Below are 24,803 nucleotides of genomic sequence, written 5' to 3' on the forward strand. Positions count from 1 at the left end.
ATTCCTTCCGGATTGCTGGTCAAGCTTGCTGAGTAGTTCTGCGCCAAAGCAATATTTATGATTATTAGAAACTGTGAACATAAAATAAATAGATAGATTAAAAGTTTATGTTTGTTAATGGAAATCCCCCCTATAATGTGAGAATTAAAACTACCTTACTCATCGTCCTTCAGCAAATTTGTGAAGACGAATAGTTCTGAATATTCAGGGCTTGACGTACCCGCAACCAGCAGCCCTTCATTCGTGAAGTCTAAGGTATCTACAGTCTTCTGCGTATATTCCGTAAGATCAACTTTTTGATTATCATTAGCACGGTAATACATCAATTTATGATCCTTTGTAATGTAGGCTATGTGATAGTTATAGGTGTCAAAACGACTGATATAATCCTTTTCGATAAGTTCAAATTGTTGTGAGTCTATATCAAGTGTTCCAAACTTTCCTGTGGTCCATTTTTGTACATCTTCAAAATTAATGCTGAGTATTTGATCATCTGCAAACCTTGCATAGCCGATGTAGGGATACTCAGAGTTGATTTCATCAATCTCACCACTATTAAGGTCGTACAAATAATATTTACCCTTGTCATTCACGGTATCTGTCCACAGCAGTTCATCTTCATGGAAATCGACAAAGTTATTATGCAGACCCGCAGCCTCTATAACTGCAATGGTTTGCAATTTGTTACTGGATAAATCGTATAACATGACCTCCGGCTGATCATAGTTTGTGGTCATCCAAGCGACCCAGTTCTCATGCAGTACAGGAGCGTCCATAGCTACTTTCTCTGGATCCTCATATTGAAATATGATTCTTTCTGTATTTTCTGCCCGGTCCATTGCGTGAACAGAAGCTTTCATACCAAACTCATCCGTCTCCACCCAGACCATATAATCCGCACTGCATGTTAGATCATTAATCGCTGCGTAGGTAAGCTTGGATGAATATATGATTTCGGACTGTTTCGTCTCCATGTCATAGGACAAAATCTGGTTCTGCAGCCCTTCCTTTTCCGAGTTTACTGGTACAAATAACTGTCCACCCCACGTACAAGGCTGTGTGTACTGATTATAGGGCAGCTTGATTTGGGTCATTCCATAGGGAGATTTCTGATTTTCATTCTGATTTTCTTCAACGACCTCCTCCTCATGACTGACTTCGTTTTCATGCTCCACAGACTCCAGATCCTTTAATGGTTGAATTTCTTCTGTGCAGCCAGCCAGTAATATCGTTATAAGAAGCAGGCATGACATTAACTCTTTCATGATTTGTCTCCTTTCAAAAAGAAAGGAGGAGGGGATCCCCCTCCAATCTTTGTAAATATCTTAATATACCATTGCTTTATTGGTACCATTAAGATCAGCATTATATACAGCTCTAAAGACACCATTTGAGCTTCCTGAACCCATAGGATCCCAGAATGTTCCTAAGTACTGATTATTGTTATGTGGATCAACATCCTGTTCAATATATTTTGTCATGACATTCATTATTTTTCCACCATACCCAGGAACTATTGTATGTGAGGTGTAAGCCCTTAAATGTCATATTTCTTTTGAGGAACAGCCATTTATATTACCCATGACGCACTGTTTCATAGGACAAAATGTCAATTAAACAATCTTTTTGTCGAACGATAGAACATTGAATTCAAATGTCCTAGACAGAAAACAGTTAAATCCACCTATATAAAATCTCACAAAAAAATACACTTCGTAAAAAAGTATAAGATGATCACTTAAAAGTGAATCATATACTTTCTTAGAAGTGTATTGGCTATCTATCCTGCTAATATTTGCACCTAAATCACACCATCATTTTACAAATATCATTCGTGAACTCAACCGGATCAGACACCTGCAGGCCTTCGATCAGCAGCGCCTGGTTGTACAGCAGGTTCGTGTACAGGGCCAGCTTCTCCTGGTCGTTCTGCTGTGCGTTCTTCAAGGATTGGAACACATCATGGTTGATGTTGATCTCCAGCACCTTATCCGCCTGAATGCCTTGGTTATTCGGCATTTGATTCAGAATCTTCTCCATCTCGATAGACAGATCACCTTCGGTGGACAGGCAAACCGGATGGGATCTCAGGCGTTTGGAAGCTTTCACGCTCTTCACTTTACCGCTCAGGATGCCGCTCATGGCCTCGAACAGCTCCTTGTTCTCGTTCTCGGCAGCCTCTTCCGCCTTCTCTTCCGCCTCGGAATCGATGCCCAGGTCACCGCTGGATACGGATCTGAATTCCTTCTCCTTGTAGCTCATGAGCATCTTGATCGCGAACTCATCCACATCGTCTGTGAAATAGAGGATTTCATAGCCCTTGTCCGCTACGAGCTCCGTTTGCGGGAGCTTCTCAATCCGGTCGATAGATTCACCCGCTGCATAGTAGATGTACTTCTGGTCTTCCGGCATGCGGGATACATACTCATCCAGCGATACCAGCTTCTTCTCCTTGGAGGAATGGAACAGCAGCAGATCCTGCAGCACGTCCTTATGCTGGCCGTAATCATTGTATACGCCAAATTTCAGCTGTCTGCCAAATGCAGAATAGAATTTCTCATACTTCTCTCTTTCTTCCTTCAGCAGGCTTAATAGCGCACTCTTCACCTTGCTCTTGATGTTCTTGGCGATCAGAGTCAGCTGGCGGTCATGCTGCAGCATTTCCCGAGAAATATTAAGGGACAGGTCTTCGGAATCTACCATCCCCTTCACGAAGCTGAAATAATCCGGAAGGAGATCGCCGCATTTGTCCATGATGAGGACGCCGTTGGAGTAGAGCTCCAGGCCTTTTTCATATTCCTTGGTGTAGTAGTCAAACGGTGTGTTCTCCGGAATAAACAAGATTGCATTGTATACGACCGCACCGTCTGCCTTAACATGGATATGCTTGAGCGGCTTATCAAAGCCGTAACGCTTCTCGGCGTAGAAATTGGCATAATCCTCATCCGTCAGCTCGTCCTTGTTCTTGCGCCAGATCGGAACCATGCTGTTCACAACCTGCTCTTCGCGGTACTCCTCGAACTCGCCCTCGGCATCCTCCTTCGGACGCTGACCGGTAATTTCCATCTTGATCGGATAACGGATAAAATCAGAATACTTCTTGATGATCGCCTTCAGACGGTACTCTTCAAGAAATTCATCATAGCTGTCCTCTTCTGTATTCTCCTTGATCTTCAAGACGATCTCAGTGCCGACCGTGTCCTTCTCAGCAACTTCCACGGTGTAACCTTCTGCACCGCTGGATTCCCAGCGATAAGCTTCCGCCGAGCCCAATGCCTTCGTGGTTACCGTAACATGGTCCGCGACCATGAATGCGGAGTAGAACCCCACCCCGAACTGGCCGATGATGTTATGGCCATCCTTCGCTTCATTCTCGCTCTTGAAGGCGAGAGAGCCGCTCTTGGCAATCGTACCCAGATTGTTCTCCAGCTCTTCTTGGGTCATACCGATGCCTGTGTCAGTAATAGTCAGCGTACGTTGATCCTTGTCTGCCTTGACCTGAACGTAGTAATCCTCTTTATTAAATACGAGCTGATCATCAGTCAGCGCTTTATAGTAGATCTTGTCGATCGCGTCGCTGGCGTTCGAGATCAGCTCCCGGAGGAAAATCTCGCGCTGGGTGTAGATGGAGTTAATCATCATTTCCAGCAAGCGTTTGGATTCTGCCTTGAATTCTTTCTGAGCCATGGATGAGTCTCCTTTCATAAACCGAAAATGTTCAAATTTTAGCACTCCATGCTCTCGAGTGCCAACACTTCTTTTATTTAACAATACCTGATTTTTGATGTCAATACGTTCCCGTCACTTAATTTGTAATGGCAAAAATATGAAGGGCTTCTCTCCATCCATAAAAAAACAGCCTCCCTCCAAAAAGGGAGACCGTCATCTCGTTCGTTAGCTATGATTGCCTCATGGGGTCCGCCTGACTGACTGTTGCCTCAGTCATCGGCCTTGGCCAGCTTGGCCACGGCATCCAGTGCAGCCTGTATTTCGCGTTCCACGGCCCGTGCCACCGTGTCGGTATGCGGGTCATATTCTGCCGCCAGGTCGCTGTCAGCATAGCCGTCCATCGCGACAATGGCGCCCGCCCGCGCTCCGCGCAGCGACGCAATAACGTATAGCGCAGCAATCTCCATCTCCACGCCCAGCGCACCGGCCGCCTTGTACTTGGCATGCGGCACCTCTTCGACACCGTTGAAGAACACATCCAGCGTGACGGTGATGCCTTTGCGGACGGCGCCGCCCTTCAATGCCAGCGCACTCTCCTCCAGCGCTTGGGTCACTGCACTGTCAGCGACAGCCGGGAAGCCTTCCGGCACCAGCTGGCGAGTCAGTCCGTCCGTGCGGATAGCCGCTGTACTGACGACCAGGCTGCCGGCCGGAAGCTCGGCATGATAGGAGCCGGCTGTTCCAACACGGATCAGTGTCTTCACGCCGGAGCGGATCAGCTCCTCGAAGCATACTGCCGCTCCCGGTGAGCCGACGCCGTGGCTCGTTACGGCCAGCCTGACTCCTTGATATGTACCCGTAAAGGTCCGGTATTCACGGCTGAACGCAAGCTCGCGGACGTCCTGCAGGAAGCCGGCAATTCGCTCGGCTCGCTGCGGATCACCGCACACAATGCCATACTCCGGCATGTCTTCGGATTGAACCTGTAAAATCGGCATCAGCATCTCAGTCATACTCCTTATGGGTCCACTCATCCTCTGGAATCGGCAGGGCTTCTCCGCTGAACCGCTCTTCCTTGAACGGGTCCGCTTCGTTATGGAAGCCATTCTTTTCCCAGAAGCCGGGACGGTCCTCTGTCATAAATTCGATGCCGCGCAGCCATTTCGCACTTTTCCAGAAGTAGCGGTGCGGCACAAGAGTGCGCAGCGGCCAGCCGTGCTTCTTCGTCAGCGGCTCTCCGTTAAATTTTAAGGCAAGCAGCACGTCATCGCGCAGCAAATCCTCCAGCGGCACGTTAGTATCATAATCAGGGTCCGCATGGAACATGACATACTTGGCCTCCGGCTTAACCTTCAGCAGCTGGAGAAAATCCCGGAATAAGATGCCCTCCCATACCGTATCCAGCTTGGACCAGCGGGTCACACAGTGAATATCGCAGTTCACCGTAACGGTCGGCAGCGCCAGCAGCTCTTCATAGCTGAAGGTCCGCTTCTCTTCCACCTCGCCAAATACATTCAGGCTCCACTGTGACATCTCATACTCAGGCACTTCACCCTCATGCAGAATCGGAAATTTCTCCGTCAGCGCTTGTCCGGGCGGCAGCTTCGCACGCTGTTCCTCGCTCAGGCTGCCGAGCGGCAGGGGCTTCATTTTCTTGAGGCGCTCAGCCTTGTTGTGCATGCTTGTCTTCTCCTTTCGGGGACAAAATGTCGTGTCCTTGGTATTGTATCATATCCCGTCCCGATGTTTACCGCGAGCTGGTGCCCTGCTTCTGGGCATCCTTCAGAAAACTCTTGTCTTTGAAAAAGAACATGGCAGCAATGGTGACGAGATACGGCAGCATCTGTGTAAAATGGGTCGGCAGCGCAAGGCCCTGAAAGCGGATGCTCAGGGCTTCCATAAAGCCGAAGAGCAGGCTGGCCGCCGTCACGCCCAGCGGACCGGACTGTCCCAGCATCGTTGCAACCAGCGCGATAAAGCCGCGGCCATCGGTCATGCCCTCCGTGAACATGGTCAGCTGGCCCAAGGAGAGCTGTGCACCGGCTAGCGCACACAGCACCCCGCTCGCAAGAACGGCCCCGTACTGGTAACGCCGCACCCGGATTCCAAGACTGGATGCCGCCAGCGGATTCTCTCCTGACGCCAGAAACCGGAAGCCGTTCTTCGTGCGGTAGAAGTAGAACCACATGAGCCCGGCCACGAGGAACGCGAGGTACACGAGCGGCGTGTGCCCGGAAAGAATCGGCCCCAGCCCGGGGACGCTCTCCAGTACGGGAATATCCCATTTAGGCAGACCGACCATTTCCTTATCATAGAAGGCACCCTTAACGTCAAAAATCGCCCGTAAACTGAATGTAGTCAGACCCGCTGCCAGCGCGTTCATCGCGATCCCGACAACAATGACATTCGCCTTCAGGTGGATGGACAGATAGGCGAACAGCAGTGAGAAGAGGAGCACGACCAGCACGGCAAAAAGAATCGCCAGGAGCACATTGCCGAAGAAATAGTTGCCGGCAATCGCCGCGAAGGCACCCAGCAGCATGAATCCCTCCAGCCCGACATTAAACAGACCGACACGCGCACATAGTGCGCCCCCCAGCGCCGCCAGCAGTATAGGAGCCAGAACACGGAGGGCCGTATTCAGCAGTGCGAGATCAAACAGCTGTTCCATGTGACTTGCTCCCCCTTTTGCGCTTCCAGAAATCATACGTAAACTGTGCAGAAATGAACAAGATCAGGGCAGCCTGAATAATCGCTCCAACCTCCAGCGGCACCTCGGTGTTACGCTCGACACCCATGGCACCGGTCTGCAGCGCGGCCAGGAATACGGCTGCCAGCAGTGTGCCTAACGGATTGGAGCGGGCAAGCAAGGCCGCCATGATGCCGGTCCAGGCATAATCCGCTGAAGTCAGCGCGCCGTCGATGTAACGGTATTGCGAGCCCAGCACTTCAACCGCGCCTCCTAGTCCTGCCAGGCCGCCGCTAAAGAACATGGCACCCAGCATCATCGTCCCGCGGTTAATGCCGCCGTACAGTGCAAACAGCGGGTTGCCGCCCAGCATCCGCACCTCATACCCTACTCTTGTGCGTTTTAGCAGCACATAAATGACTACAGCGAGCAAGGCTGCGAACAGAAACCCGATGTGCAGCGGCATGCCCCGGAACAGCTTGGGCAGCCATACGCTGCTGTCGAGCATCGCGGACTGAGCCATCGCCGCAGAACCGGACGTATCACGAAGCGGATAACTCACCAGGTATCCCGCAAACAGATCGGCAATATAGTTCAGCAGCAGCGTGGAAATGAGCAGGTTCACCGCAAAGCGTGCATCGAAATAGCCGGCCATCACCGACCATAGCCCTCCTGCCAGAATACCGGCAAGGATAGCCGCAATGCAGATTAGCCAGCCCGGTCCCGGCAGATACACTCCGGTCAGCGAGGCGGCAAGCGCGCCGAAGATCATCTGTCCCGGAGCGCCCAGATTAAAGAAGCCTGCACGGAATGCAAATGCAGCCCCCAGCCCGACCAGAATAATCGGTGTTGATCTTGCGAGCGTGCTCGTAACAAAGTAGAAGCTGCCAAAGGCTCCCTTCCACATTTCGGCATATGTCGTCCAGATCTCTCCACCAGCAATGAGAATCGCTGCCGCTCCTACCAGCAGACCGACAAGCACGGCCGCGACCGGCTGCAGAAGTGGAGCGAAAAGTCTTAATCCTTGTTTCATTCTATCGTTCCTCCCGCCATCAAAAGCCCCAGCTTCTCCTCACTCGCTTCCTCTGCCCGAAGCTCCCCGGCAATGCGGCCCTCGAACATGACCAGAATACGGTCCGACAGCTTCATAATTTCGGTCAGCTCGGAGGATACGAGCAGAATACCGCTCCCCTGCTCGCGGCGTTTCAGCAGCTCGCTGTGAATGGTCTCCATCGCACCGATATCCACGCCGCGTGTAGGCTCTGCAGCAATGAGAAACGGGGTATCCTGCTCCAGCTCCCGGGCCACGATCAGCTTCTGTAAATTCCCCCCCGACAAGTACTGCGTACTCGTGGACAGAGAGCCGGTCTTGATTGAAAATTTGGAGATCCAGCGGGATACCATCTGACGGATGTCCTTCTGTTTCATGAATCCCCTTGTTTGCAGCCTGCGCTGATGTCCCATCAATCCGGTATCCAGCACAGTAGCTTCGCGATTCGCTCCCCAGACGTACCGGTCCTCAGGAATATGAGCCAGACCCTGATCCCGAATGCTTCGGATCGACTGGCCTGTAATCTCTGAACCATTAAGCATGATGCGGCCCTCGTCTGGCTGCAGCAGGCCGGAAATGACCTGAAGCAGCTCGGACTGTCCGTTACCGGAAATCCCGGCGATCCCGACAATTTCTCCAGCCCGCACATGGAGATGAACTTGATCCAGCACCGGCTTGCCTGCCTTCTGGCGGAGTGTTACATCTGTCAGGGCCAGAAGCTCTTGTCCCGGTGCTGCCGGGATCCGGTTCAGCTCCTTAAGCTCACGCCCCACCATCATTCGGGACAGCTGGCTGGCATCGGTTTCTCCCTTCATGGCAGTACCGGTTACCGCACCGTCCCGCAGCACCGTAATGCGGTCCGCCACATCCAGCACCTCATTCAGCTTGTGGCTGATCAGGATGAAGCTTTTGCCCTGCTTCGTGAGCAGCTTGATGGCAGAGAGGAGCTCCTGCACCTCGATCGGAGTCAGCACCCCTGTCGGTTCATCGAGAATGATGACCTCCGCTCCCTGATACAGCACCTTCAAAATTTCGACCCGCTGCTGGACACCGGGAGCACTGCTTCCCACCACGGCTTCCGGATCTACCTTCATTCCGTATTGCTGACATAGCTGCTGCACAATGGCGGAAGCCTGCTTCCGGTCAAAGCGTACGCTTTTGCCGGGCTCGCTGCCTATGACAATATTCTCTGCAATCGTAAAGGAAGGAAACAGCATAAAGTGCTGATGCACCATGCCAATCCCCTGCTTCATGGCATCCAGGGGACTGCTGAAGGAGACCTCCTTGCCATCAATCCGGATCGTGCCGGAGGTGGGCTGCTCCATGCCGTATAAAATCCGCATCAGCGTCGTCTTGCCTGCTCCGTTCTCCCCGACGATGGCATGCACCTCGCCCGGCCGGAGGGAAAAATCAATGCCGCGGTTGGCGCTGAAATCGCCGTATTTTTTCGTAATGTGATCCATTTCGAGCAGCATGAACGTGTCTCCTCCCTCGCTTACATGAATGAAAGACCGGCTGCCATCGACAGCCGGTCGGCCTAGCCCAGTATATTATTGCTGCAATGCATTCGTCACGGTGATCTTACCGGAAATGATGTCCTCGGAAATCGTCTTGAGCTGATCGATCACATCTTGTCCGATGAAGTCATTCAGCGGAGTTTCACTTTCGTGAGTCACGTAAGTCAGGCCTACGCCCTTCTCCTTCAAGCCATAATCCTTCACATCATAGGTAAAGCTGCCTTCCACAAAATCCTTCACCGTCTCATACGTCACGGCGTCCACCCCTTTAAGCTGGGACAGGACGACATGCTCCGGGTCCGTACCCGTATTGTCCGTATCTTGTCCGGAGGTGTAGAAGCCCTTCTCCTTCGCGGCTTCAAACACTCCCAAATCGCCGACTGCCGACATGGCCGCGATGAAGTCCGCGCCCTTGGAATGCTGCAGCAATGCAAACTCCTTCGCTTTCGCCGGATCGGTAAAGCTGCCGACATAGTTAACGAAGATTTCTACATCCGGGCGAACCGACTTCGCGCCTTCTTCAAAGCCCTTGATGTACTTGTGCATGATCGGAATATCGGCCGCTACCACATTGCCTACCTTGCCGGTCTGTGTCGCAAGGCCTGCAGCGGCGCCCAGCAGGTAAGCCGCCTCATGCTCCCGGAACACCGCGCTCCGTACATTCGGCAGGTCAACGACGGTATCAACAATCGCAAATGGAACGTCTCCGTTCTCCGGTGCGATCTTCTTGAGTGCATCCTCCATTTGGAACGTCGAGGTAATAATCAGGTCATACTGCTCGGCAACCGCTGTGCGCAGGTTACTTTCAATCGAAGCCGGGTCTGTAGATTCGATCGTCTTCACTTCCACGCCGAAATCCTCACCAGCCTTCTTCAAGCCTTCATCCATCAAAGCAAAGAACGGGTTCACACCAATCTCTTCCGGAAGCACGAGCGCGATCCGCTTCTTCTCTCCGGCATTGCCGGTATCTCCAGCTGCTGTCTGCTCCGCAGGTTTATCTCCGCAGCCTGCCAGCAAGCCAAATGTCAGTACCAGGGTTAGAATCATAGACCAGGATTTTCTCATTGCGTGTGTTAAGCCTCCTAATTGATTGCTCTTTCTTCTATCTATCATCCTATTGGATTGTGAGGAAGTTGTCAAAGCTAAATTTAGTTTTTAGAGCTTTAAAGGGTCTATTTATGTTGAAATATGTCGATAATAGGAACAATGAATGAACGTTATGGTCATTTTATAGTCTTATTGTTCGGTTTTTGGTTCAATAGCTGAGTATCAATTTAATGGACAATTAATGGAAACGGGATACAAAAATAAGCAGGACGCCAGGATCAATCCCCTGAACGTCCTGCTCTTCCTGATTGTCTCCGCGAGTGTGATCGGGAGCTATAGCTTGTCGGGGTCCACGGGCCTTGACTTACACCAAGCCCCGAAGCGTAAAGCTCACGCTATAGCTGCGGTTGGCATGCAGCACATGCTCGGGATGCGGGCGGGCGCCCCAGCTGTCATCCCCGCCGACGCCCATCTGCTTGCCCATGATGCGGACCACGGTCTTGCTGGATTCCGGCAGCTTATAAGCATGGTCACTGCGTTCAACCTCCAGCGGCGTATACGGCAGTGCGCTGAATTCAAACTTGGGAGATCCGGTAATTTCAAGGCCTGCACCCTCCTGGCTGCGCACTACAGCCCGCCGCACCTCCGTCTTATTGCCGCACTCCTGCGGCCTTAAATACGGAACCCACTGCTCGCTGACCTTGCCGGAATAAAGAGCCAGCTTGGCGCCGGTATTCCGGTCGGAGTAGTTCTCAAACGGTCCCTTGCCGTACCATTCCAGCTCATTAAAGGAGCCGTCCAGCTCCAGCATGAGTCCGACCTCCGGAATTTCTGGCAGTCCGGCTCCCGGCGTCAGGTGCAGGGAGACGTCAATCCTGCCATCCTGCACCTCATACTGGATGATGCAGGAGGATTCCGGCACGGTAGGCAGGCTATACTGCACCCGAACGCGGACGCAATGCTCCCCTTCCTCGTAGGTGAGCTTCTGCAAGGTGCGCTCCTGACTGGCCGTGCGCCAGATGGAGCTGCGCTCCTCCAGCTTGTTCCCCCGGTCATTATCGATCAGCGCGCGCCAGAAATTCGGGACAGGCGCCTTCGTCAGCAGCTCCTGATCGCCGATTGCGTAAGACACCAGCTCGCCGGTTGCCAGGTCAAAGCGTACCGCATACCCTTCGCCATGAACCGTTAAAGCTCCATTTTCCATAGACGTCTTCAGGGCTCCTTCCGGAGTCAGACGGGTGATGACCGGAGCCGCTGCTGTAACCGGCATGATAAACTGCTCAAAGGCCACTTCATGGCCGGCGGGAGCCCACGGCGTATCTTCTTTCAGCAGAAGAGCAGCGGTCAGAACCGCCTCTCCCTGATCCCCCCAAGCGGCCGCGGCCTCCACGGCTTCCTTCAGCTCGATGGAGACGGCTGTACCCGGGGCGGCGGAAAGAGTCGTTGTGCCTTCTTTTTTCACGATGCCGTCAATAGCCAGCGTCCACTTGAAATCATAAGCCGCCAGATCCGTAAACAGGTTCCGGTTGCTCACCGTAATTACACCGTTCTCGAGATCCTCTGCGTTGAAGCGGACATTCTGGTAGCACTTCTTAACCTCGTACAGCTTCGGCGATACCGTCCGGTCTGCAAAAATCAACCCGTTCCCGCAAAACGTTCCGTCATGAGGCGATTCTCCAAAGTCACCGCCGTAGGCGAGGTACGTCTCTCCTTCTGGGTTTGTTGTCTGAATGCCCTGATCGATCCAGTCCCAAATGAATCCGCCCTGCAGCACGGGATAGCGGTCGAACAGCTCCCAGTACGTGCTCAGGCCCCCGCAGGAGTTCCCCATCGCATGGCTGTACTCACACAAAATGAACGGCTTCGGCGGTTGATTTGCAGCATATTCCTCAATGACCCGCACATGGGAATACATATGGCTCTCGATATCTGAAGCCGCCTCGCTGGGACGATAGTGGAACACACCCTCATAATGCACTACGCGGGATGGATCCTTCTGCTTGAAATAGTCGTACATATGCAGGAAGTTGTCGCCCCCGAAGGACTCATTGCCAAGCGACCAAATCAGAATAGACGGGTGATTCTTGTCGCGCTCGAACATCGACCGGCTGCGATCCAGCACGTTGTCCCGCCACTCCGAGCGGCTGCCCGGCAGGGTATCGAGAAGCTCTTTTTGCTTGTAATACCACGAGCCGTGGGTTTCGAGATTGACCTCGTCGATCACGTACAGACCATATTCATCGCAAAGATCATACCAGTCCGGATGGTTTGGATAATGGGAGGTCCGCACAGCATTGATATTATACGCTTTCATCAGCTTGATATCCGCCAGCATCTCCTCGTAGCCGATGGCCCGGCCCTTAGTAGAAGAGAACTCGTGGCGGTTGACACCCTTGAACTCCACGACCTGACCGTTCAGCTTCATCAGGTTGCCTTCAATCTCGAAGCGGCGGAAGCCCGTGCGGCTGCTCACATATTGAAGCGTCTCTCCTGCAGCATCCTGTAAGTGGATGACCAGCGTATACAGCGCAGGAGCTTCCGCGCTCCAGAGCTCTGGTGACGCTACCTCTGCCTCATACTGAAGCTGCTGCGAGCTCCACGCTCCGCCGCTGGCCTTCAGGATTCCAGGCTCCTGCCAGATCGGCTGATCTTTGGCATCATACAGCTGCACACTTGCAGTAATTCCCTCCTGCATTCCTTCATCGTAATTATGAAGCAGGAGCTTCACCTGGAGATGGCCATGCTGATAAGCATCATCCAATCCGGCTTCTACACGAAAATCGTAGATATGCACATTCGGTGCCGTATACAGAAATACCTCTCGAAAAATACCGCTCATCCGCCAGAAATCCTGATCCTCCAGCCAGCTGGCATCACACCAGCGGTACACCTCGACAGCCAGCTTGTTCTCCCCCTCCACGATGTAAGGAGTCAAGTCAAAATCCGACGGCGTAAACGTATCCTCACTGTACCCGACCCGCTCTCCGTTCAGCCAAACATAAAAGGCCGATTCAACGCCCTGAAAGCTGATAAATACCGGCTGATTCTTCCAAGCCTCTGGCACAGTGAACGTGGTGACGTAGGAGCCGACCGGATTGTACAAGGTTGGAGCGAACGGAGCCTTCAGCTCCTCCTGCTCGATCCAGGGATATCGGACATTCGTATACTGGGGGTAATCGTAGCCCTGCAGCTGCCAGTGCGACGGCACCGGAATCTCCTTCCAAGTACTGCAGTCATAATCCAGAGACTCAAAGCCCTGCACGCGGCTCTCCGGGTTCTTCGCCCAAGAGAACTTCCAATTGCCGTTTAGCGAAAAGCGGCTGGATGATTCATTACGCTTCTGCAAAGCCTGCTCCAGCGAATCGTACGCGGTAAAGGCCGTATGCGCTTCCAAGCGCCCGACCTGAAAAATTTCAGGATTGTTGTTCCACTCCGGATACCCGTTCTCGGGCGGGGTATAATTCAGCTTGTGCTTGGTTGCACCAGATTTGCTCACATTACTCCACTCCCTGCTATAATATCATTATATTCAGATTATAAAGCAGATCAGGAATGCAGTTCTATTTAATAATTTTCAATACACTTTAAAAATATGAAAGTATGAGGGAAGGTTATGAACGTGGATTTCATCTTCTACGCTCTGGTGACGGAGCGCGACAGGCATTTGCCCCTGTACTTGACCAGCTCTGGACAATGGACGCACCAGGACCCGGTCCGGCGTCCCGAGGGCTTCGCCTCCTATCAGTGGCTGCTGCCCCTCACCGGGGAAGGCCGTCTGTACGTGAACGGCCATTCCTACGCCGTGAAGCCGGGACAGGCGATCTGCCTGTTTCCCGATGAGCCTCACCGCTATGAGGCCACACAAGAGCCGTGGGGAATGCAGTTTATTTCTTTTGAAGGGACGCTGTGCGGGCCGCTGCTGGAGCAAGCCGGCGTTCACCATTCCGGGGTGTATCTCGTCAGTGATTTTGCCGGACTCAGCCGGGGGCTGTCCCCCATTATACGCGCTGCCGATCAGGAGCCTTTTGAAGCTGCCGCAGCGTCGAAGCAGCTCTACGCCTTCCTGCTGGATCTGCCGAAGCAGCTATCGACGAGCCGCCACCAGATCCACCTGCATGCCGAACGGCTGCAGCCCGTGCTGTCGTACATCAGAGAGCATTGCCACCAGCCCCTGAGTATTCAGCAGCTGGCGGACCAAGCTCAGGTGACTCCCCAGTATTTATGCTCGCTGTTCAAGACCGCCATGGACCTTCGGCCCATGGAATATGTAAACCGGGAGCGGATCAACCGCAGCAAGCAGCTGATCTTCCAGCAGCCCGGCCTTAGAATTCAGGACATTGCGAAACAGTCCGGCTTCGAGCACGCGAGCTATTACTGCACAGTGTTCAAGAAGCTGGAGGGCCTTACCCCCGAGCAATTCAGGCGCTCGCATGGGCTCGGGTAGAGTGTGCGGTGGAGCTATTCAGGCGCTCGCACAGGCTCGGGTAGAGTGTGCGGTGGAGCTATTCAGGCGCTCGCACAGGCTTGGGTAGAGTGCCGGTGGAGCTATTCGCTTACCCGCTTGGCCCACAGAAAGTTTTCTTCCCAGAATGGAAGATTAATGCTGCGGTACTGCACGCCGTCCTTCGGCTCATCCAGGGCGTGGATCATCATGCCATCCCCCATATAAATGCCAACATGTCCCGCAATGTTCTGCGACTTGAAGCGGCCAGGCACACGGAAAAAGAGCAGATCGCCTTTGCGCAGCGATTTGCGGCTTACGGTTTTTCCTACCTTGCTCTGCGAGCGTGCAGTACGCGGGAGCGAAACGCCGTGCTTTTTAAACACATGCTGTGTGTAAGAGGAGCAGTCAAATGCTCTGTCCTCGGGATAGGTTGAGCCGAAAACATACTCCACGCCCAGGTATTTTTTTGCCGTAGCCAGCAGCTTGTCCGCACCGCCGCTTACGGCTTGTGCCTGTAGATTGCCTCCGGTGGCATCATCATCCCCGGTTCGGTTCATACGCAGCCCGCCCGCTTCGTCTTCCTGGAAGCGGTATGCGTCATGGCGTGCAGTTTGCTTCATCTCGAGAGTGTTCTCTTCTGTGCTTTCCGTGCTTTCTGTGCTTTCTGTGCTTTCTGTGCTTTCCGCGCTCTCCGAGGTTTTTTCTTCCCCAATCACCTTTGCCCGCAGCTGTCCCTCTGCGAACTGCAGCGCCATATCCTGCCCGAACAGCTCTTCCACCACGCCAACAGACAGACAGAGCTTGCCTTCAATCGTCTCCGGTGCTTCACTCAGGCTTACCGTCTCCCCTTGTCTGAGCGCCTGCGCCTCGCGGGACCTCAGCTCATATTCCGGACCGGTGTCGCCGATGAGGACGGTGCCCCCCTTGGTTCGCATCCGGTACCCCAGAAGCTCTGTCAGCTGCTGCACGTCCACATATTCTTTGCCGGCATGGCGCATCACGGGAATCTGACCATATTCAGACTCCGAGCCTGCACGAGCATGCTGGGAGTCGCTGCCTGGCTGTGGATTGCTGTCCATTTCGAGGTCTCCCATCCGAGAGCTGTTTTTGCCTTCGTAGCTGTATACCTGCGGGCCTCCACCCTCCCGATACTGGCGGACCTCCTGAGCTGAATCGGTTGCTGTATTGCCGCAGCCTGCCAGCAGGAGAACCCCCGCCGCTGCCACACTCCATCTCTTGATGCTGTTCATGGTCATAGCCTCCACAATGGTTTTCCTTAGAGTCCGCCTGCGAGACGTTCTTTATGCGGCCACAAGTAAAAAAGCCGCCACCTCTGTAGTATGAGGAGGCGGGCTTGTGGCAGCGGTGCTCCGCTATGTGTGCGTTAGCTAGCTTGCCTTCGATGAGGGTGGAGGCTCTGGTGCTGTTGTTAAGGCGGGCTCTTCGCTTTTTCCCGACTACACGTCCTCTCCGTAGTTCTAACGGTTGCCACAGGTGCTAAAAGGGCTAATCCATGGTTACTTTAAATCTAACGGTTGCCAGACGCGTTATTTCGGTCATTTGGGTGCTTTAGAGTAACTATTCCACCTATTAAGCACGCTCACAACCGTTAGAATTAGTTTGCTGCCGATTAGCTAACAATAAGCGCTGTGGCAACCGTTAGAGCGGAAGCCCGCGTGGGATAGGGGTTGTGTTCCAGAGCGGGAGACAGCGTGGAATGCGTAGCGTGTTCGAGAGCGCGAGACAGTATGAGATGCGAGGCGCATCCCAGAGCGCGAGACAGTGTGAGATGCCAGGCGTGTTCAAGCTGGCAGCTTGCACACGTTGTGCGAGTCGCGATTATGGGAGCACGTAGCGTGTACGATTCTAACGGTTGCCACAGGTGCTAATAGAGCTGATTCATGGTTACTTTAGTTCTAACGGTTGCCAGACGCGTTATTTCGGTCATTTGGGTGCTTTAGAGCAACTATTCCATCAATTAAGCACGCTCACAACCGTTAGAATTAGTTTGCTGCCGATTAGCTAACAATAAGCGCTGTGGCAACCGTTAGAGCAGGATCCAATGTAGGATATGGGTCGTGTTCGAGAGCGTGAGACAGTATGAGGTACGAGGCGCATCCGAGATTACGAGCCAACGTGGGATGAGAAGCGTGTTCGAGATTACGAGCCTGCGTGGGATGTATAGCGTGGTTCGAGATTGCGAGCCTGCGTGGGATGCGAAGCGTGTTCGAGAGCGCGAGCCAGCGTGAGATACGAGGCGCATCCGAGACTACGAGCCCGCGTGGGATGCGAGGCGTGTTCGAGCGTGCGAGCCGCGGCAATAAAAAAGGGCAAAGGGCGATAACTCGCCTCTTTGCCCTCACAGGTCCTTACCGCGGAAGGCAGGACTTGGTGCCGCCAAGTCCTACTTCTGCAGCATTTGCTCGCGCCAGAAGTACTTCGGCTGCCAGCCTAAGATTCGCTTGGCCTTGCGATTGTCCATCAGGGTCTCATAGCCGTCCAGCGTTGTCCGGAAGTCGGTTACCTCGGCATAGCGAGCCTGCATCAGCTCCCGGCTTGGGATATCCATGCTGGTGTCATCCGCGGTTATGTTCAACGCCACCGCTCCCAGCCCATCTATCTCTACGGCCAGACGGCAGGCTTCTGCTGCATCACGGGTGTCGATGTAGCTCCAGAGGATTCGCTCGCGGGCTTCAGGACGATGAATGAACGACGGGAAACGCTCGTACCATTCCGGCGGAATCACATTACCAAGTCGCATGGATACGACCTGCATCCCGGTCCGGCGATGAATCATCTCTGCATTCTGCTCATTCACGACTTTAGACAAGCCATAACTGTCCTGGGGCAGCTGCGGATGCAGCTCATCCATCGGAACATATTGCGGAGCAAATGGATGCACGGCAAAAACGATCCCGTAAGAGGATTCGCTAGACGCAATCACGGCCTTCGTAATACCGAGATTCGCTGCAGCCTCCAAAATATTGTAGGTTGACATCACATTATTGCGGAAGGTTACCTCCGGGGTGCGGATGTTCATCGCAGGCACCGCCGCCAAATGCACAACAGCATCCGCACCGGCCAGCGCGCTATAGGTTTCGCCCAGATCCTCCAAATTCACTAGCAGTGTCCGGCATAACGCCTCCTCCGGCTGTTTTGTATCTACATTTAACACTTCATACCCATGCTCCAAAAAGTGTCGAACGACCCAGCGGCCCAGCATCCCACTGCCTCCGGTAATAACGACTTTAGGCATATTGTTGTCTCCTTTTGTTTTTCCTGGACAGCCTGAAGTGCCAGACCTATACATCTGACACGCAAGACGCCTCGCGGATGTATTGGTGGATAGGTTCGTCATCCCCAGACTACGGCAATCAACTCTATGCCGAGGTGTGGAGAGGACATGTTAACTACTCTATTATAGAGATACTACAGGGAAATAATATAGTTCTTTACATGTGGAGTAAGAATACTTTTAGCGCGAAAGAACTTCATATCAGACGCTTAATTGCTCATATCCCAAAATCAGGCGTCGTACAGGTTATTTCCATCGTCTTGATAGGCTCTAACGTACAGCTCTGTCCGTTAAAACTTCGCTATGTGCGGTACGCGCATTACAATACGCCTAGCTGACCGTTGGGCCGTATGTACAAAATATGACACTGCGTAAACAGCTCGACTTTCACACCGCGCAGAGTTCTCGTCACGACTTCCACACCATACCACGCCGAATTCTCGGCACGATTCACACCACGCGGTGTTCCAGCTCAACTTTCGCACCACGCAGAACTCTCGGCACGATCCTCACCACGCGCAGTTCCCCGCGCGATTGAGGCGGAACAGTCATCGTTACAGCACGGTGCACCCAATGCAAAACACCTTCATGCCTGAAGTCCTGCTGCTTAGCAGGATTCAGCTTGAAGGTGTTTGTCTGTCTATGAAAGCACTGCGCACAGTTCCGGCGCGCGCCGGTGCAAACTTTACCTTATTCCAGTCTCGCTTACTGAAGTCCGGCGGCCCGGTATACGTGCCTGAAACCTTCTGCCGAACGGGAGATCAGCGTATCACTGCTGTCCGGCGGAGACTGCTGACTCAGAATTTCCTGCGCCACGACACCCTTATACCCGATCACATTCAGAGATTGCAAAAAGCCTTGCAGATCAATAACGCCCTCGCCCGGATAGAGACGGTCGTTGTCCAGCACTTCGCTGACAGGCAACGGCTTTGCGTCATTGAGATGCACATGGACGATCTGCTCCGCCTTCAGGCTAAGAATAGCCTCCTTCGTGCCGCCGGTGGTATACCAGTGATACGCGTCAAAAAGCAAGCCCACGTTGCGCCTGTCGATCGCGGCGATCCAATCAAGCGTCTCTTCCATCGTCCAGATGAAGGGGTTCGCCCAGCGGGTACGCAGATGATGCGGGCCTACGAATTCCAGACCCAAAGAGATGCCATAGGCACCGAGCAGCTCTGCGCAAGTGCGAAGGCGCCGGGTGGCCAGCGCCATAAAGTGAGCCGCGTTCTGGTCGGTGGACGGCAGGATATACGTGCAGCATGCTGTACAGCCAAAAGCAGCGGCGGCTTTCGCATCTCGTGCCAGCTCGACCAGTCCCTCGCGGAACGATGCTTCGTCGGCGCGCCACTCGACCGGCAGCCCAATTGAGCCGATTCTTAGCTCATGCTTCCTCAGCGTTTCTTGCGCAGCTTCAAGGCCTCGCCGCTCAGCCCACTCACGAAGCTCTTTGCCACTGACATCTATTGCTTCAAAGCCATGCTTCGCCGCTTTTTCAGCAAATGCTTCGATATCTCCCACATCCCCTATTCCTGCGCGCGACAACCCTTTAATCAATTGCGTCTCCTCCTCTTTTGTTGAACGATGTCTGCCCTTGCCACCCTATACATCCCAATTCAGCTTCACTTCGTTACCCGTGCGGGACGATTCGTACACGGCATCCAGTACAAGATTGTTAGTCAGGCCGGTCAGTGCCGAGCTGATCGGCGTACGGCCAGAGCCGATGCAATCCAGGAAATGCCGGCTAAGCCGCATGCGTTCCCCTTCATCCTGCTCCGGCTTGAGCAGCTCAGAATCGAGCGGGCGATTGAATTTCTCCGTATGCAGCAGTCCCTGTGCACCGCGATAGGTCGCTCCGCCATCACTGCCCATCAGGCGGATAAACGGCGTATTATCCGTGTCCGAATGAACCGCCCAGCTGACCTCCAGCGACAGTGTACTGCCGTCTTCCATCTTAATGAGAGCTGTGGCCAGATCCTCAACGTCATAAATCCCGTTCCAATCCGGAGTCCCCCAGTTGCCGATTCCCTTCCGGTTAGGCCCGAATTCGGCATAAGTCGCTCCATAAACAGACACCGGCTTCGGGTTGCCCATCAGATACAAGGCCAAATCGAGCATATGGACGCCGATATCGATCAAAGGGCCACCCCCGGACTGTTCCATCTGTGTGAACCATGTTCCCCAGCCGGGAATGCCCTTGCGGCGGTACCACCCGGTCTTCGCAGTGTAGATACGCCCCAGTTCTCCCCGCTCCACTTGCTCCTTGATTTGCGAGGCCACGGCCTCAAACCGCATCTGATGAGCGACCATCAGCACCTTATCCGAGGCCAAGCTGGCCTCATAGATTTGCCGGGCATCTGCACCGTTAAGCCCCATCGGCTTCTCCAGCAGCACATGCTTGCCGGCTGCAAGCGCCTGAACAGCGTAAGGCGCGTGAAACTGATTAGGCACGCCAATAATGACCGCATCAATCTCTTCACTTTGAATTAATGCTTCTGCCGAAGTATACACATTCGGGATACTATGCTGTGCTGCAAGCGCTTGCGCCCGCGACTGAACAATGTCCGTGATTCCTTGTATTTTACACAGCTCTGACAGGTTGGCAAACTGCTGGACATGTACACCGCCGATATTGCCGGCCCCGATCACGCCCAGACGGATTTTGCTGCTCAAGCTCATGCTCCTCATCCTCCAATACGGTAAGTTCCTGTGTTTCTCTTAATCATGGTAGAATACATTCAAAGAGAACGCGTACCGTTTTTTTCGGATTATATGCCAGATTTTCGAGGAGATCATCATGACAGGAATTCCGCAATACATTACATCATTTCCTAATATGCATACTGCGCTGCCTGTGCACTTCAGCCTGAATCGGCTGCCCGCCGGCTACCGTGCACATCGGCATGATTTTTTGGAATTCTCCTATGTGGTGGAGGGCCGAGGCTTTGAAACGATTAACGGGGTGCAGCATCCCATGCTGCCAGGAACCTTTACCTTCGTCCTGCCTTATCAGATCCATGAGCTGTTCACGGATCCCGGCAGTGAGCTGGTGCTGTATAACTGCAATTTCGGCATGGACTTTTTGCTGCAGCCCTCTCCGTTTTCTACCGGCAGCGAAGGACTTGGCCGCTTGATTGAAGCCGAGGCTGCTGCGCCTTATTACTTATTTGACGAGCACAGCGCAGCAGAGATCAAACGGATCATGACCGAGATGCATAAGGAGTATCAAGGGAACGACTGGGGGCGCTCCACCCGGCTCGCCATCAAGCTGATGGAAGCGCTCATTCTGTTTCACCGCAGCAGAAGCAAGCACAGCCGCTCCTCCGCTCCAGCGATCCCCAGTCAGACGCGGGCTGCCTGGCACATCATCCATTACCTTCAGCAGCATTATACAAGAGAAGATCTGACACTGACAGAGCTGTCAAAGCAATTCGCCATGAGTGTCTCCCGGATCAGCGAGGTCATTAAGGAAAAGACGGGACAGCATTATTTGGAGCTCTTAAATGATCTTCGCATTCGCCATGCTATCGGCTTGATGGGGTCTACTGAGATGAGCATGACCGAGATCGCGCATGAATCAGGGTATGGGTCGTACAAGACGTTCTCACGTATTTTTCGTGAACGCCAGGGAGTTGTACCTTCAGCCTACCGCAAGATGAAGATGACTTTTTGACGATGAGGGCACTTTAAAATGCTGGCAATGGATCTGCAAGCTCCCGCCAGTTCCCCTCCATCTCCTCTTGTGTCAACAGCGCTGCGTCCAGTGAATCGATGATTGCCTCCTTATCCTGTTACCTCTTTTACCGGCCTACTAAAAGCATTATGCACGTAGCAGATACCAGAGAGGTGAGCATTTGACGGCCTGTAATTACCGCAGCCAAGCGCCAGCCCAACTCTTTTCCAATCGTCCAAAGGGTTACCATACAGGCTGTTAAAGTGGAGGCCAGATATACAATGACGAGCAGCTGACCTGCCGAAACACTCGTCAAGATTGCTCCATCGTTTGCATTGAGCAGCAGGATTCCATCTTTACGCAAAATCGAGAACATGATACTTGAGGCCGCTTCGACCGGAATATGGATCACGGCAAACAGCGGCTCCGCGAGCTTGGACAGCTCATCCATTGTACCTGACAGCTGCAGCACTCCTGCTGCCAGGCACATCATTATGAAAATTGGCATTGCTTGCTGCAGGAATTGCTTGATTACAGCCCACACGCGCCGCATCATGGCAGACCACTGAGGAACCTGCAGATCGAAGTGGGTTCTTCGGACCGGATGCGGAGGGACGCCCCCTTTTGGAGCCCATAGCCGAGTATGTATGGCACCTACAATGACCAGCAGCAGAAGGTAAGGAAAGAACAGCCAGGGACGGCCCGCCGAGCCAAAGATCGACAAGGATGCCCCGATTTGATAACTGCATGCCGAGCCAAAAGCAATCAGGGATACACATGATTTACGGGTACATGCGCTGCAGGCGCGACTTTGAAAGACGGCCACCACATTACAACCGAAGCCCGACAACACGGGTATTAAATCTCGCCCGTTGAGGCCTATGATGGACATCCATCTCTCCAGCGAATCGGTGATGGCGTCTTTCAGCCCGCTTTCTTCGGCAGCAGCGAGACTTCCTCCCAGCAAAACTACGACAGGAAAGGCCCAAATAAATGAATATATGCCGAGTGTAACCACGCCATAGTCTCCGGATATGAGCACGTTCAGCCCATAAGGCAGCGCTTCAGACACGGATTGAATCCATGCTATGATTGTTCGATCCATCCAGGGCTGCGACCAGGATGAGAGCAAATAGGCCATATACACTGGTGTGGCGAACAACAGCATAGCGGCAAGAGCGGCAAGCAGTCTGCCCCAGACGTTATGCCGGAACGGGTTTGGCGCACTCTCCAGCGAAATTAACATACACAATCCTCTGCACAGCAGGATAAATCCTCCAGCATCATGTTCTCACGTCGATATTGATTCAAAATAGAAACATCGAGCTCCAACGCCTTCCCGATCGCCTCAGCAATAACGGCATAGCGCTGACGGAACTTATAGATAAAGCATAGCTGCAGATCGTCATGCACAACTGAAGGACCGCTGAGAAACAAACCCGGCGTTATCGTAGACTCGTCATGCCTGGACAGTAAAGGCTGACCGTCTGGTCTTTGATCGAACAGATGACGGATCAAGTCCACACTCCCCTTAAATCCCGTTGCCAATATCGGTGGGTGAGCCGAACGAACAAAATGCTCCTTGCCCTCCTGATCTTCGCAATATATAAGATATCCCCCTTGCTCCATAGGCTCGAGCCAATGCACCTCGTAACCCGGCAGGAGGTCAATCGCATCATCAGGGATTTCATCCAAACGATCCTTCGTGTACGGCGACAGCTCCACACTCGGATCACTGCTTCCTTTTTCCAGCCAGCGGCCGTTACGGTCAATGATCGTCACCTTTTTGCCTAGCCGGCTCAGGTGAATGGCTGCATCCGCGCCGCTCTCATACCCCCCGATAACGACAACCTCATCGCCCTCAATGTCAGACCATTCTGCAACCAAGCTGTTGTGTATCGCATATTCAGAGCCTGGAAATCCATCTGTCTTGGGATACTGAAATTCCCCCGCGGCCCAGATCACGAACCGGCTATGGATAACCTCGCCTGATGTCACCAGCTGAAACCCTCCGTCAGGAAAGGGAGTCAGGGCTTGAATATCTATGCCGGTACGCACCGGAAGTTTTTTGTACTCCGCCAAGGCCTCCAGATATTCGGCGAACTCCTCTCCCGTAGGGTGCTCTGTTCCGAGCGTATAGGCAGGGGAGGTTTGAAGCGCAACTGCGTTTAAATCCAGCATTCCATAAGCGTTGCCTGGGAACGAAGGAGTAATCATTGACATCTCTTTCGGCCACTTGCGAAAGGAAGAGCCAATGTGGTTCCGTTCCAAAATAATGAAGTTTTCCATTTTCATATCCTGCAGCACACAGCCTAGGCCAATTCCTGCAGGTCCAGCCCCGACAATGACACAATCATACCGATTCATAAGTCACCCCTTTATTAGTAATTGTTACGATTAAATGCTATAATGTTGCAGCATGAACAACCCAAGACTTCTCACATCTTGGGCTAATCAGGGACATCGCCTTTCTCGATATTTCTAAATATGAAGTTCTCGAAGCAGCGAGTCCCGCTTCCCGCTTGAGCATCCTTAGATGATTAGTCAAGATATCCAGAACAGCCCTTCGCTGTCCAGTTCAACCTGCTCCAGCTGCTTCTCAAAATCAGGATCGGGCCGGATCGTAGAAACGGGAACAAAGCTCCCGTCCTCCTTACCGGCATATACATGCCAGCCTTCATTGTTCCGGACAAATTGCACAATGTTAGAGCGGACCCATTCTTTCTTTGGCAGGTCAGGCCTTCTTTCACACAAGGTTAAGGTGTTGTTATTCCACTCATATTGCAAGTTGACAGAAGACCGTACATGAACCGGCACTTTCAGGTCAATGTAGCCGTCCAGTATTTTCTCAATCCTTTTGATCGTGAAGTTGTCCATCCCTCATCCCCCGACCTGTTACCAGCTGGATTTCTTAACTCCCGGGATTTGCCCTTTGTAAGCCAGTTCCCGGAACACAATACGTGATACTTTGAATTTGCTCAAATATCCATGCGGTCTGCCTGTCACCTGACAGCGATTGTGGAGCCGTGTAGGAGAAGCATCTCGCGGCAGCTTGCTAAGGCCTTCATAATCCTTGTTCTCCTTCATTTGCTTTCTGATTTCAGCGTAGCGGGCGACAGTCTCTCGTCTTTTCTGCTCTTTGATTACTTTAGATTTCTTAGCCATATATTTCATCTCCTCTTAATCTTAATAGTAATGATTACGATTAATTATAGTGGAATTTGAACAGAATGCAACCCTTGATCTGCAGCTTCATTTTAAATGTGAAGAATCACTAGAGTAAAGGGCAGACATCTCTGCCCCTCCTCATCAAACCGTACGTGAGGTTTTCCCTCATACGGCTTTCCGATGTTCGTCATTCATGTGCATGCAGATCACAAGAGCGTTTTAAGTCCACATTGTGAGGACAGTGCTTTCACTT

General features: G+C 52.8%; 21 protein-coding genes. 3 read left to right on the top strand and 18 right to left on the bottom strand.

All coding sequences use genetic code 11. The features are described from left to right. Nucleotides 1–155: 155 nt before the first annotated feature. The 10 genes from JJQ72_RS19145 to lacZ form a co-directional block, all read right to left on the bottom strand. Nucleotides 156–1,265, bottom strand: a complete 1,110-nt coding sequence (locus JJQ72_RS19145; protein WP_208204645.1) for a hypothetical protein — start codon at nucleotides 1,263–1,265, stop codon at nucleotides 156–158. 60 nt (nucleotides 1,266–1,325) lie between these two features. Continuing rightward, nucleotides 1,326–1,490 (bottom strand): hypothetical protein, encoded by a 165-nt coding sequence (locus JJQ72_RS19150; protein WP_208204646.1) that lies wholly within the window; start codon nucleotides 1,488–1,490, stop codon nucleotides 1,326–1,328. A 316-nt stretch (nucleotides 1,491–1,806) separates the two neighbouring features. Next, nucleotides 1,807–3,687 carry a molecular chaperone HtpG gene (htpG, locus tag JJQ72_RS19155; RefSeq protein ID WP_208204647.1) on the bottom strand — a complete coding sequence of 627 codons (1,881 nt, stop codon included), beginning with the start codon at nucleotides 3,685–3,687 and terminating at the stop codon, nucleotides 1,807–1,809. Between the two features lie 251 nt (nucleotides 3,688–3,938). After that, the gene (locus tag JJQ72_RS19160; protein ID WP_138224834.1) at nucleotides 3,939–4,673 is read right to left on the bottom strand and encodes a nucleoside phosphorylase; all 735 of its coding nucleotides are present in this window, start codon (nucleotides 4,671–4,673) and stop codon (nucleotides 3,939–3,941) included. Nucleotide 4,674: 1 nt separating this feature from the next. After that, complete coding sequence (locus tag JJQ72_RS19165; protein WP_138224833.1) at nucleotides 4,675–5,349, bottom strand: sulfite oxidase-like oxidoreductase; 675 nt, start codon at nucleotides 5,347–5,349, stop codon at nucleotides 4,675–4,677. 67 nt (nucleotides 5,350–5,416) lie between these two features. Next, nucleotides 5,417–6,340: an ABC transporter permease gene (locus JJQ72_RS19170; protein WP_138224832.1), complete on the bottom strand. Its 924-nt coding sequence runs from the start codon at nucleotides 6,338–6,340 to the stop codon at nucleotides 5,417–5,419. Continuing rightward, the gene (locus JJQ72_RS19175; RefSeq protein ID WP_208204648.1) at nucleotides 6,324–7,391 is read right to left on the bottom strand and encodes an ABC transporter permease; all 1,068 of its coding nucleotides are present in this window, start codon (nucleotides 7,389–7,391) and stop codon (nucleotides 6,324–6,326) included. Before JJQ72_RS19175 ends, JJQ72_RS19170 begins: the two co-directional genes overlap by 17 nt. After that, entirely contained in the window at nucleotides 7,388–8,884 is a 1,497-nt protein-coding gene (locus tag JJQ72_RS19180) for an ABC transporter ATP-binding protein (RefSeq protein WP_208204649.1), read from the bottom strand. Before JJQ72_RS19180 ends, JJQ72_RS19175 begins: the two co-directional genes overlap by 4 nt. A 75-nt stretch (nucleotides 8,885–8,959) precedes the next feature. Next, nucleotides 8,960–9,991 carry a BMP family protein gene (locus JJQ72_RS19185; RefSeq protein ID WP_138224829.1) on the bottom strand — a complete coding sequence of 344 codons (1,032 nt, stop codon included), beginning with the start codon at nucleotides 9,989–9,991 and terminating at the stop codon, nucleotides 8,960–8,962. A 346-nt stretch (nucleotides 9,992–10,337) separates the two neighbouring features. Further along, nucleotides 10,338–13,469: a beta-galactosidase, LacZ type gene (gene lacZ, locus JJQ72_RS19190; RefSeq protein ID WP_347880776.1), complete on the bottom strand. Its 3,132-nt coding sequence runs from the start codon at nucleotides 13,467–13,469 to the stop codon at nucleotides 10,338–10,340. A 117-nt stretch (nucleotides 13,470–13,586) separates the two neighbouring features. Between lacZ and JJQ72_RS19195 the strand changes: the two genes are divergently transcribed. After that, nucleotides 13,587–14,417 (top strand): AraC family transcriptional regulator, encoded by an 831-nt coding sequence (locus tag JJQ72_RS19195; protein WP_208204650.1) that lies wholly within the window; start codon nucleotides 13,587–13,589, stop codon nucleotides 14,415–14,417. Nucleotides 14,418–14,518: 101 nt separating this feature from the next. On the opposite strand, the gene JJQ72_RS19200 is transcribed toward JJQ72_RS19195, so the two are convergent. Further along, complete coding sequence (locus tag JJQ72_RS19200) at nucleotides 14,519–15,667, bottom strand: C40 family peptidase (RefSeq protein WP_208204651.1); 1,149 nt, start codon at nucleotides 15,665–15,667, stop codon at nucleotides 14,519–14,521. An 828-nt stretch (nucleotides 15,668–16,495) separates the two neighbouring features. Between JJQ72_RS19200 and JJQ72_RS19205 the strand changes: the two genes are divergently transcribed. Continuing rightward, nucleotides 16,496–16,666 carry a hypothetical protein gene (locus tag JJQ72_RS19205; protein WP_208204652.1) on the top strand — a complete coding sequence of 57 codons (171 nt, stop codon included), beginning with the start codon at nucleotides 16,496–16,498 and terminating at the stop codon, nucleotides 16,664–16,666. Nucleotides 16,667–16,821: 155 nt separating this feature from the next. Here the strand turns inward: JJQ72_RS19205 and JJQ72_RS19210 are convergent, their stop codons facing one another. The 3 genes from JJQ72_RS19210 to JJQ72_RS19220 all read right to left on the bottom strand — a co-directional run bounded on the left by JJQ72_RS19210 (nucleotide 16,822) and on the right by JJQ72_RS19220 (nucleotide 20,388). Continuing rightward, on the bottom strand, nucleotides 16,822–17,673 hold the full coding sequence (locus JJQ72_RS19210; RefSeq protein WP_208204653.1) for an NAD-dependent epimerase/dehydratase family protein: 852 nt from the start codon (nucleotides 17,671–17,673) through the stop codon (nucleotides 16,822–16,824). 744 nt (nucleotides 17,674–18,417) lie between these two features. Further along, a complete protein-coding gene (locus JJQ72_RS19215) occupies nucleotides 18,418–19,266 on the bottom strand; it encodes a sugar phosphate isomerase/epimerase family protein (RefSeq protein ID WP_138224825.1) in 849 nt (282 codons plus the stop codon). 45 nt (nucleotides 19,267–19,311) lie between these two features. Further along, nucleotides 19,312–20,388 carry a Gfo/Idh/MocA family protein gene (locus tag JJQ72_RS19220; RefSeq protein ID WP_138224824.1) on the bottom strand — a complete coding sequence of 359 codons (1,077 nt, stop codon included), beginning with the start codon at nucleotides 20,386–20,388 and terminating at the stop codon, nucleotides 19,312–19,314. Between the two features lie 118 nt (nucleotides 20,389–20,506). Between JJQ72_RS19220 and JJQ72_RS19225 the strand changes: the two genes are divergently transcribed. Next, nucleotides 20,507–21,382 (top strand): AraC family transcriptional regulator, encoded by an 876-nt coding sequence (locus tag JJQ72_RS19225; protein WP_138224823.1) that lies wholly within the window; start codon nucleotides 20,507–20,509, stop codon nucleotides 21,380–21,382. Nucleotides 21,383–21,509: 127 nt separating this feature from the next. Here JJQ72_RS19225 and JJQ72_RS19230 read toward each other — a convergent pair whose 3' ends face one another. The 4 genes from JJQ72_RS19230 to rpsN form a co-directional block, all read right to left on the bottom strand. Then, a complete protein-coding gene (locus tag JJQ72_RS19230; RefSeq protein WP_208204654.1) occupies nucleotides 21,510–22,628 on the bottom strand; it encodes a ferrous iron transporter B in 1,119 nt (372 codons plus the stop codon). Beyond that, entirely contained in the window at nucleotides 22,622–23,749 is a 1,128-nt protein-coding gene (locus JJQ72_RS19235) for an NAD(P)/FAD-dependent oxidoreductase (RefSeq protein ID WP_208204655.1), read from the bottom strand. The genes JJQ72_RS19230 and JJQ72_RS19235 overlap by 7 nt, the downstream gene beginning before the upstream one ends. 177 nt (nucleotides 23,750–23,926) lie before the next feature. Then, nucleotides 23,927–24,259 (bottom strand): DUF3024 domain-containing protein, encoded by a 333-nt coding sequence (locus tag JJQ72_RS19240; protein WP_138224819.1) that lies wholly within the window; start codon nucleotides 24,257–24,259, stop codon nucleotides 23,927–23,929. Between the two features lie 18 nt (nucleotides 24,260–24,277). After that, complete coding sequence (rpsN, locus tag JJQ72_RS19245) at nucleotides 24,278–24,547, bottom strand: 30S ribosomal protein S14 (RefSeq protein WP_208204656.1); 270 nt, start codon at nucleotides 24,545–24,547, stop codon at nucleotides 24,278–24,280. Nucleotides 24,548–24,803: the final 256 nt, after the last annotated feature.

This window comes from Paenibacillus sp. F411, assembly GCF_017582705.1.
Lineage (GTDB): Bacteria > Bacillota > Bacilli > Paenibacillales > Paenibacillaceae > Paenibacillus_AQ > Paenibacillus_AQ algicola.

Coding starts and splice junctions, on each gene's coding strand:
- JJQ72_RS19145 (WP_208204645.1), bottom strand. CDS start 1,265: ATGAAAGAGTTAATGTCATGCCTGCTTCTTATAACGATATTACTGGCT.
- JJQ72_RS19220 (WP_138224824.1), bottom strand. CDS start 20,388: ATGAGCTTGAGCAGCAAAATCCGTCTGGGCGTGATCGGGGCCGGCAAT.
- JJQ72_RS19180 (WP_208204649.1), bottom strand. CDS start 8,884: ATGCTGCTCGAAATGGATCACATTACGAAAAAATACGGCGATTTCAGC.
- JJQ72_RS19210 (WP_208204653.1), bottom strand. CDS start 17,673: ATGCCTAAAGTCGTTATTACCGGAGGCAGTGGGATGCTGGGCCGCTGG.
- JJQ72_RS19195 (WP_208204650.1), top strand. CDS start 13,587: ATGAACGTGGATTTCATCTTCTACGCTCTGGTGACGGAGCGCGACAGG.
- JJQ72_RS19240 (WP_138224819.1), bottom strand. CDS start 24,259: ATGGACAACTTCACGATCAAAAGGATTGAGAAAATACTGGACGGCTAC.
- JJQ72_RS19235 (WP_208204655.1), bottom strand. CDS start 23,749: ATGAATCGGTATGATTGTGTCATTGTCGGGGCTGGACCTGCAGGAATT.
- JJQ72_RS19150 (WP_208204646.1), bottom strand. CDS start 1,490: ATGAATGTCATGACAAAATATATTGAACAGGATGTTGATCCACATAAC.
- JJQ72_RS19170 (WP_138224832.1), bottom strand. CDS start 6,340: ATGGAACAGCTGTTTGATCTCGCACTGCTGAATACGGCCCTCCGTGTT.
- JJQ72_RS19200 (WP_208204651.1), bottom strand. CDS start 15,667: ATGAACAGCATCAAGAGATGGAGTGTGGCAGCGGCGGGGGTTCTCCTG.
- htpG (WP_208204647.1), bottom strand. CDS start 3,687: ATGGCTCAGAAAGAATTCAAGGCAGAATCCAAACGCTTGCTGGAAATG.
- JJQ72_RS19160 (WP_138224834.1), bottom strand. CDS start 4,673: ATGCTGATGCCGATTTTACAGGTTCAATCCGAAGACATGCCGGAGTAT.
- JJQ72_RS19230 (WP_208204654.1), bottom strand. CDS start 22,628: ATGTTAATTTCGCTGGAGAGTGCGCCAAACCCGTTCCGGCATAACGTC.
- JJQ72_RS19165 (WP_138224833.1), bottom strand. CDS start 5,349: ATGCACAACAAGGCTGAGCGCCTCAAGAAAATGAAGCCCCTGCCGCTC.
- JJQ72_RS19185 (WP_138224829.1), bottom strand. CDS start 9,991: ATGAGAAAATCCTGGTCTATGATTCTAACCCTGGTACTGACATTTGGC.
- rpsN (WP_208204656.1), bottom strand. CDS start 24,547: ATGGCTAAGAAATCTAAAGTAATCAAAGAGCAGAAAAGACGAGAGACT.
- JJQ72_RS19175 (WP_208204648.1), bottom strand. CDS start 7,391: ATGAAACAAGGATTAAGACTTTTCGCTCCACTTCTGCAGCCGGTCGCG.
- JJQ72_RS19225 (WP_138224823.1), top strand. CDS start 20,507: ATGACAGGAATTCCGCAATACATTACATCATTTCCTAATATGCATACT.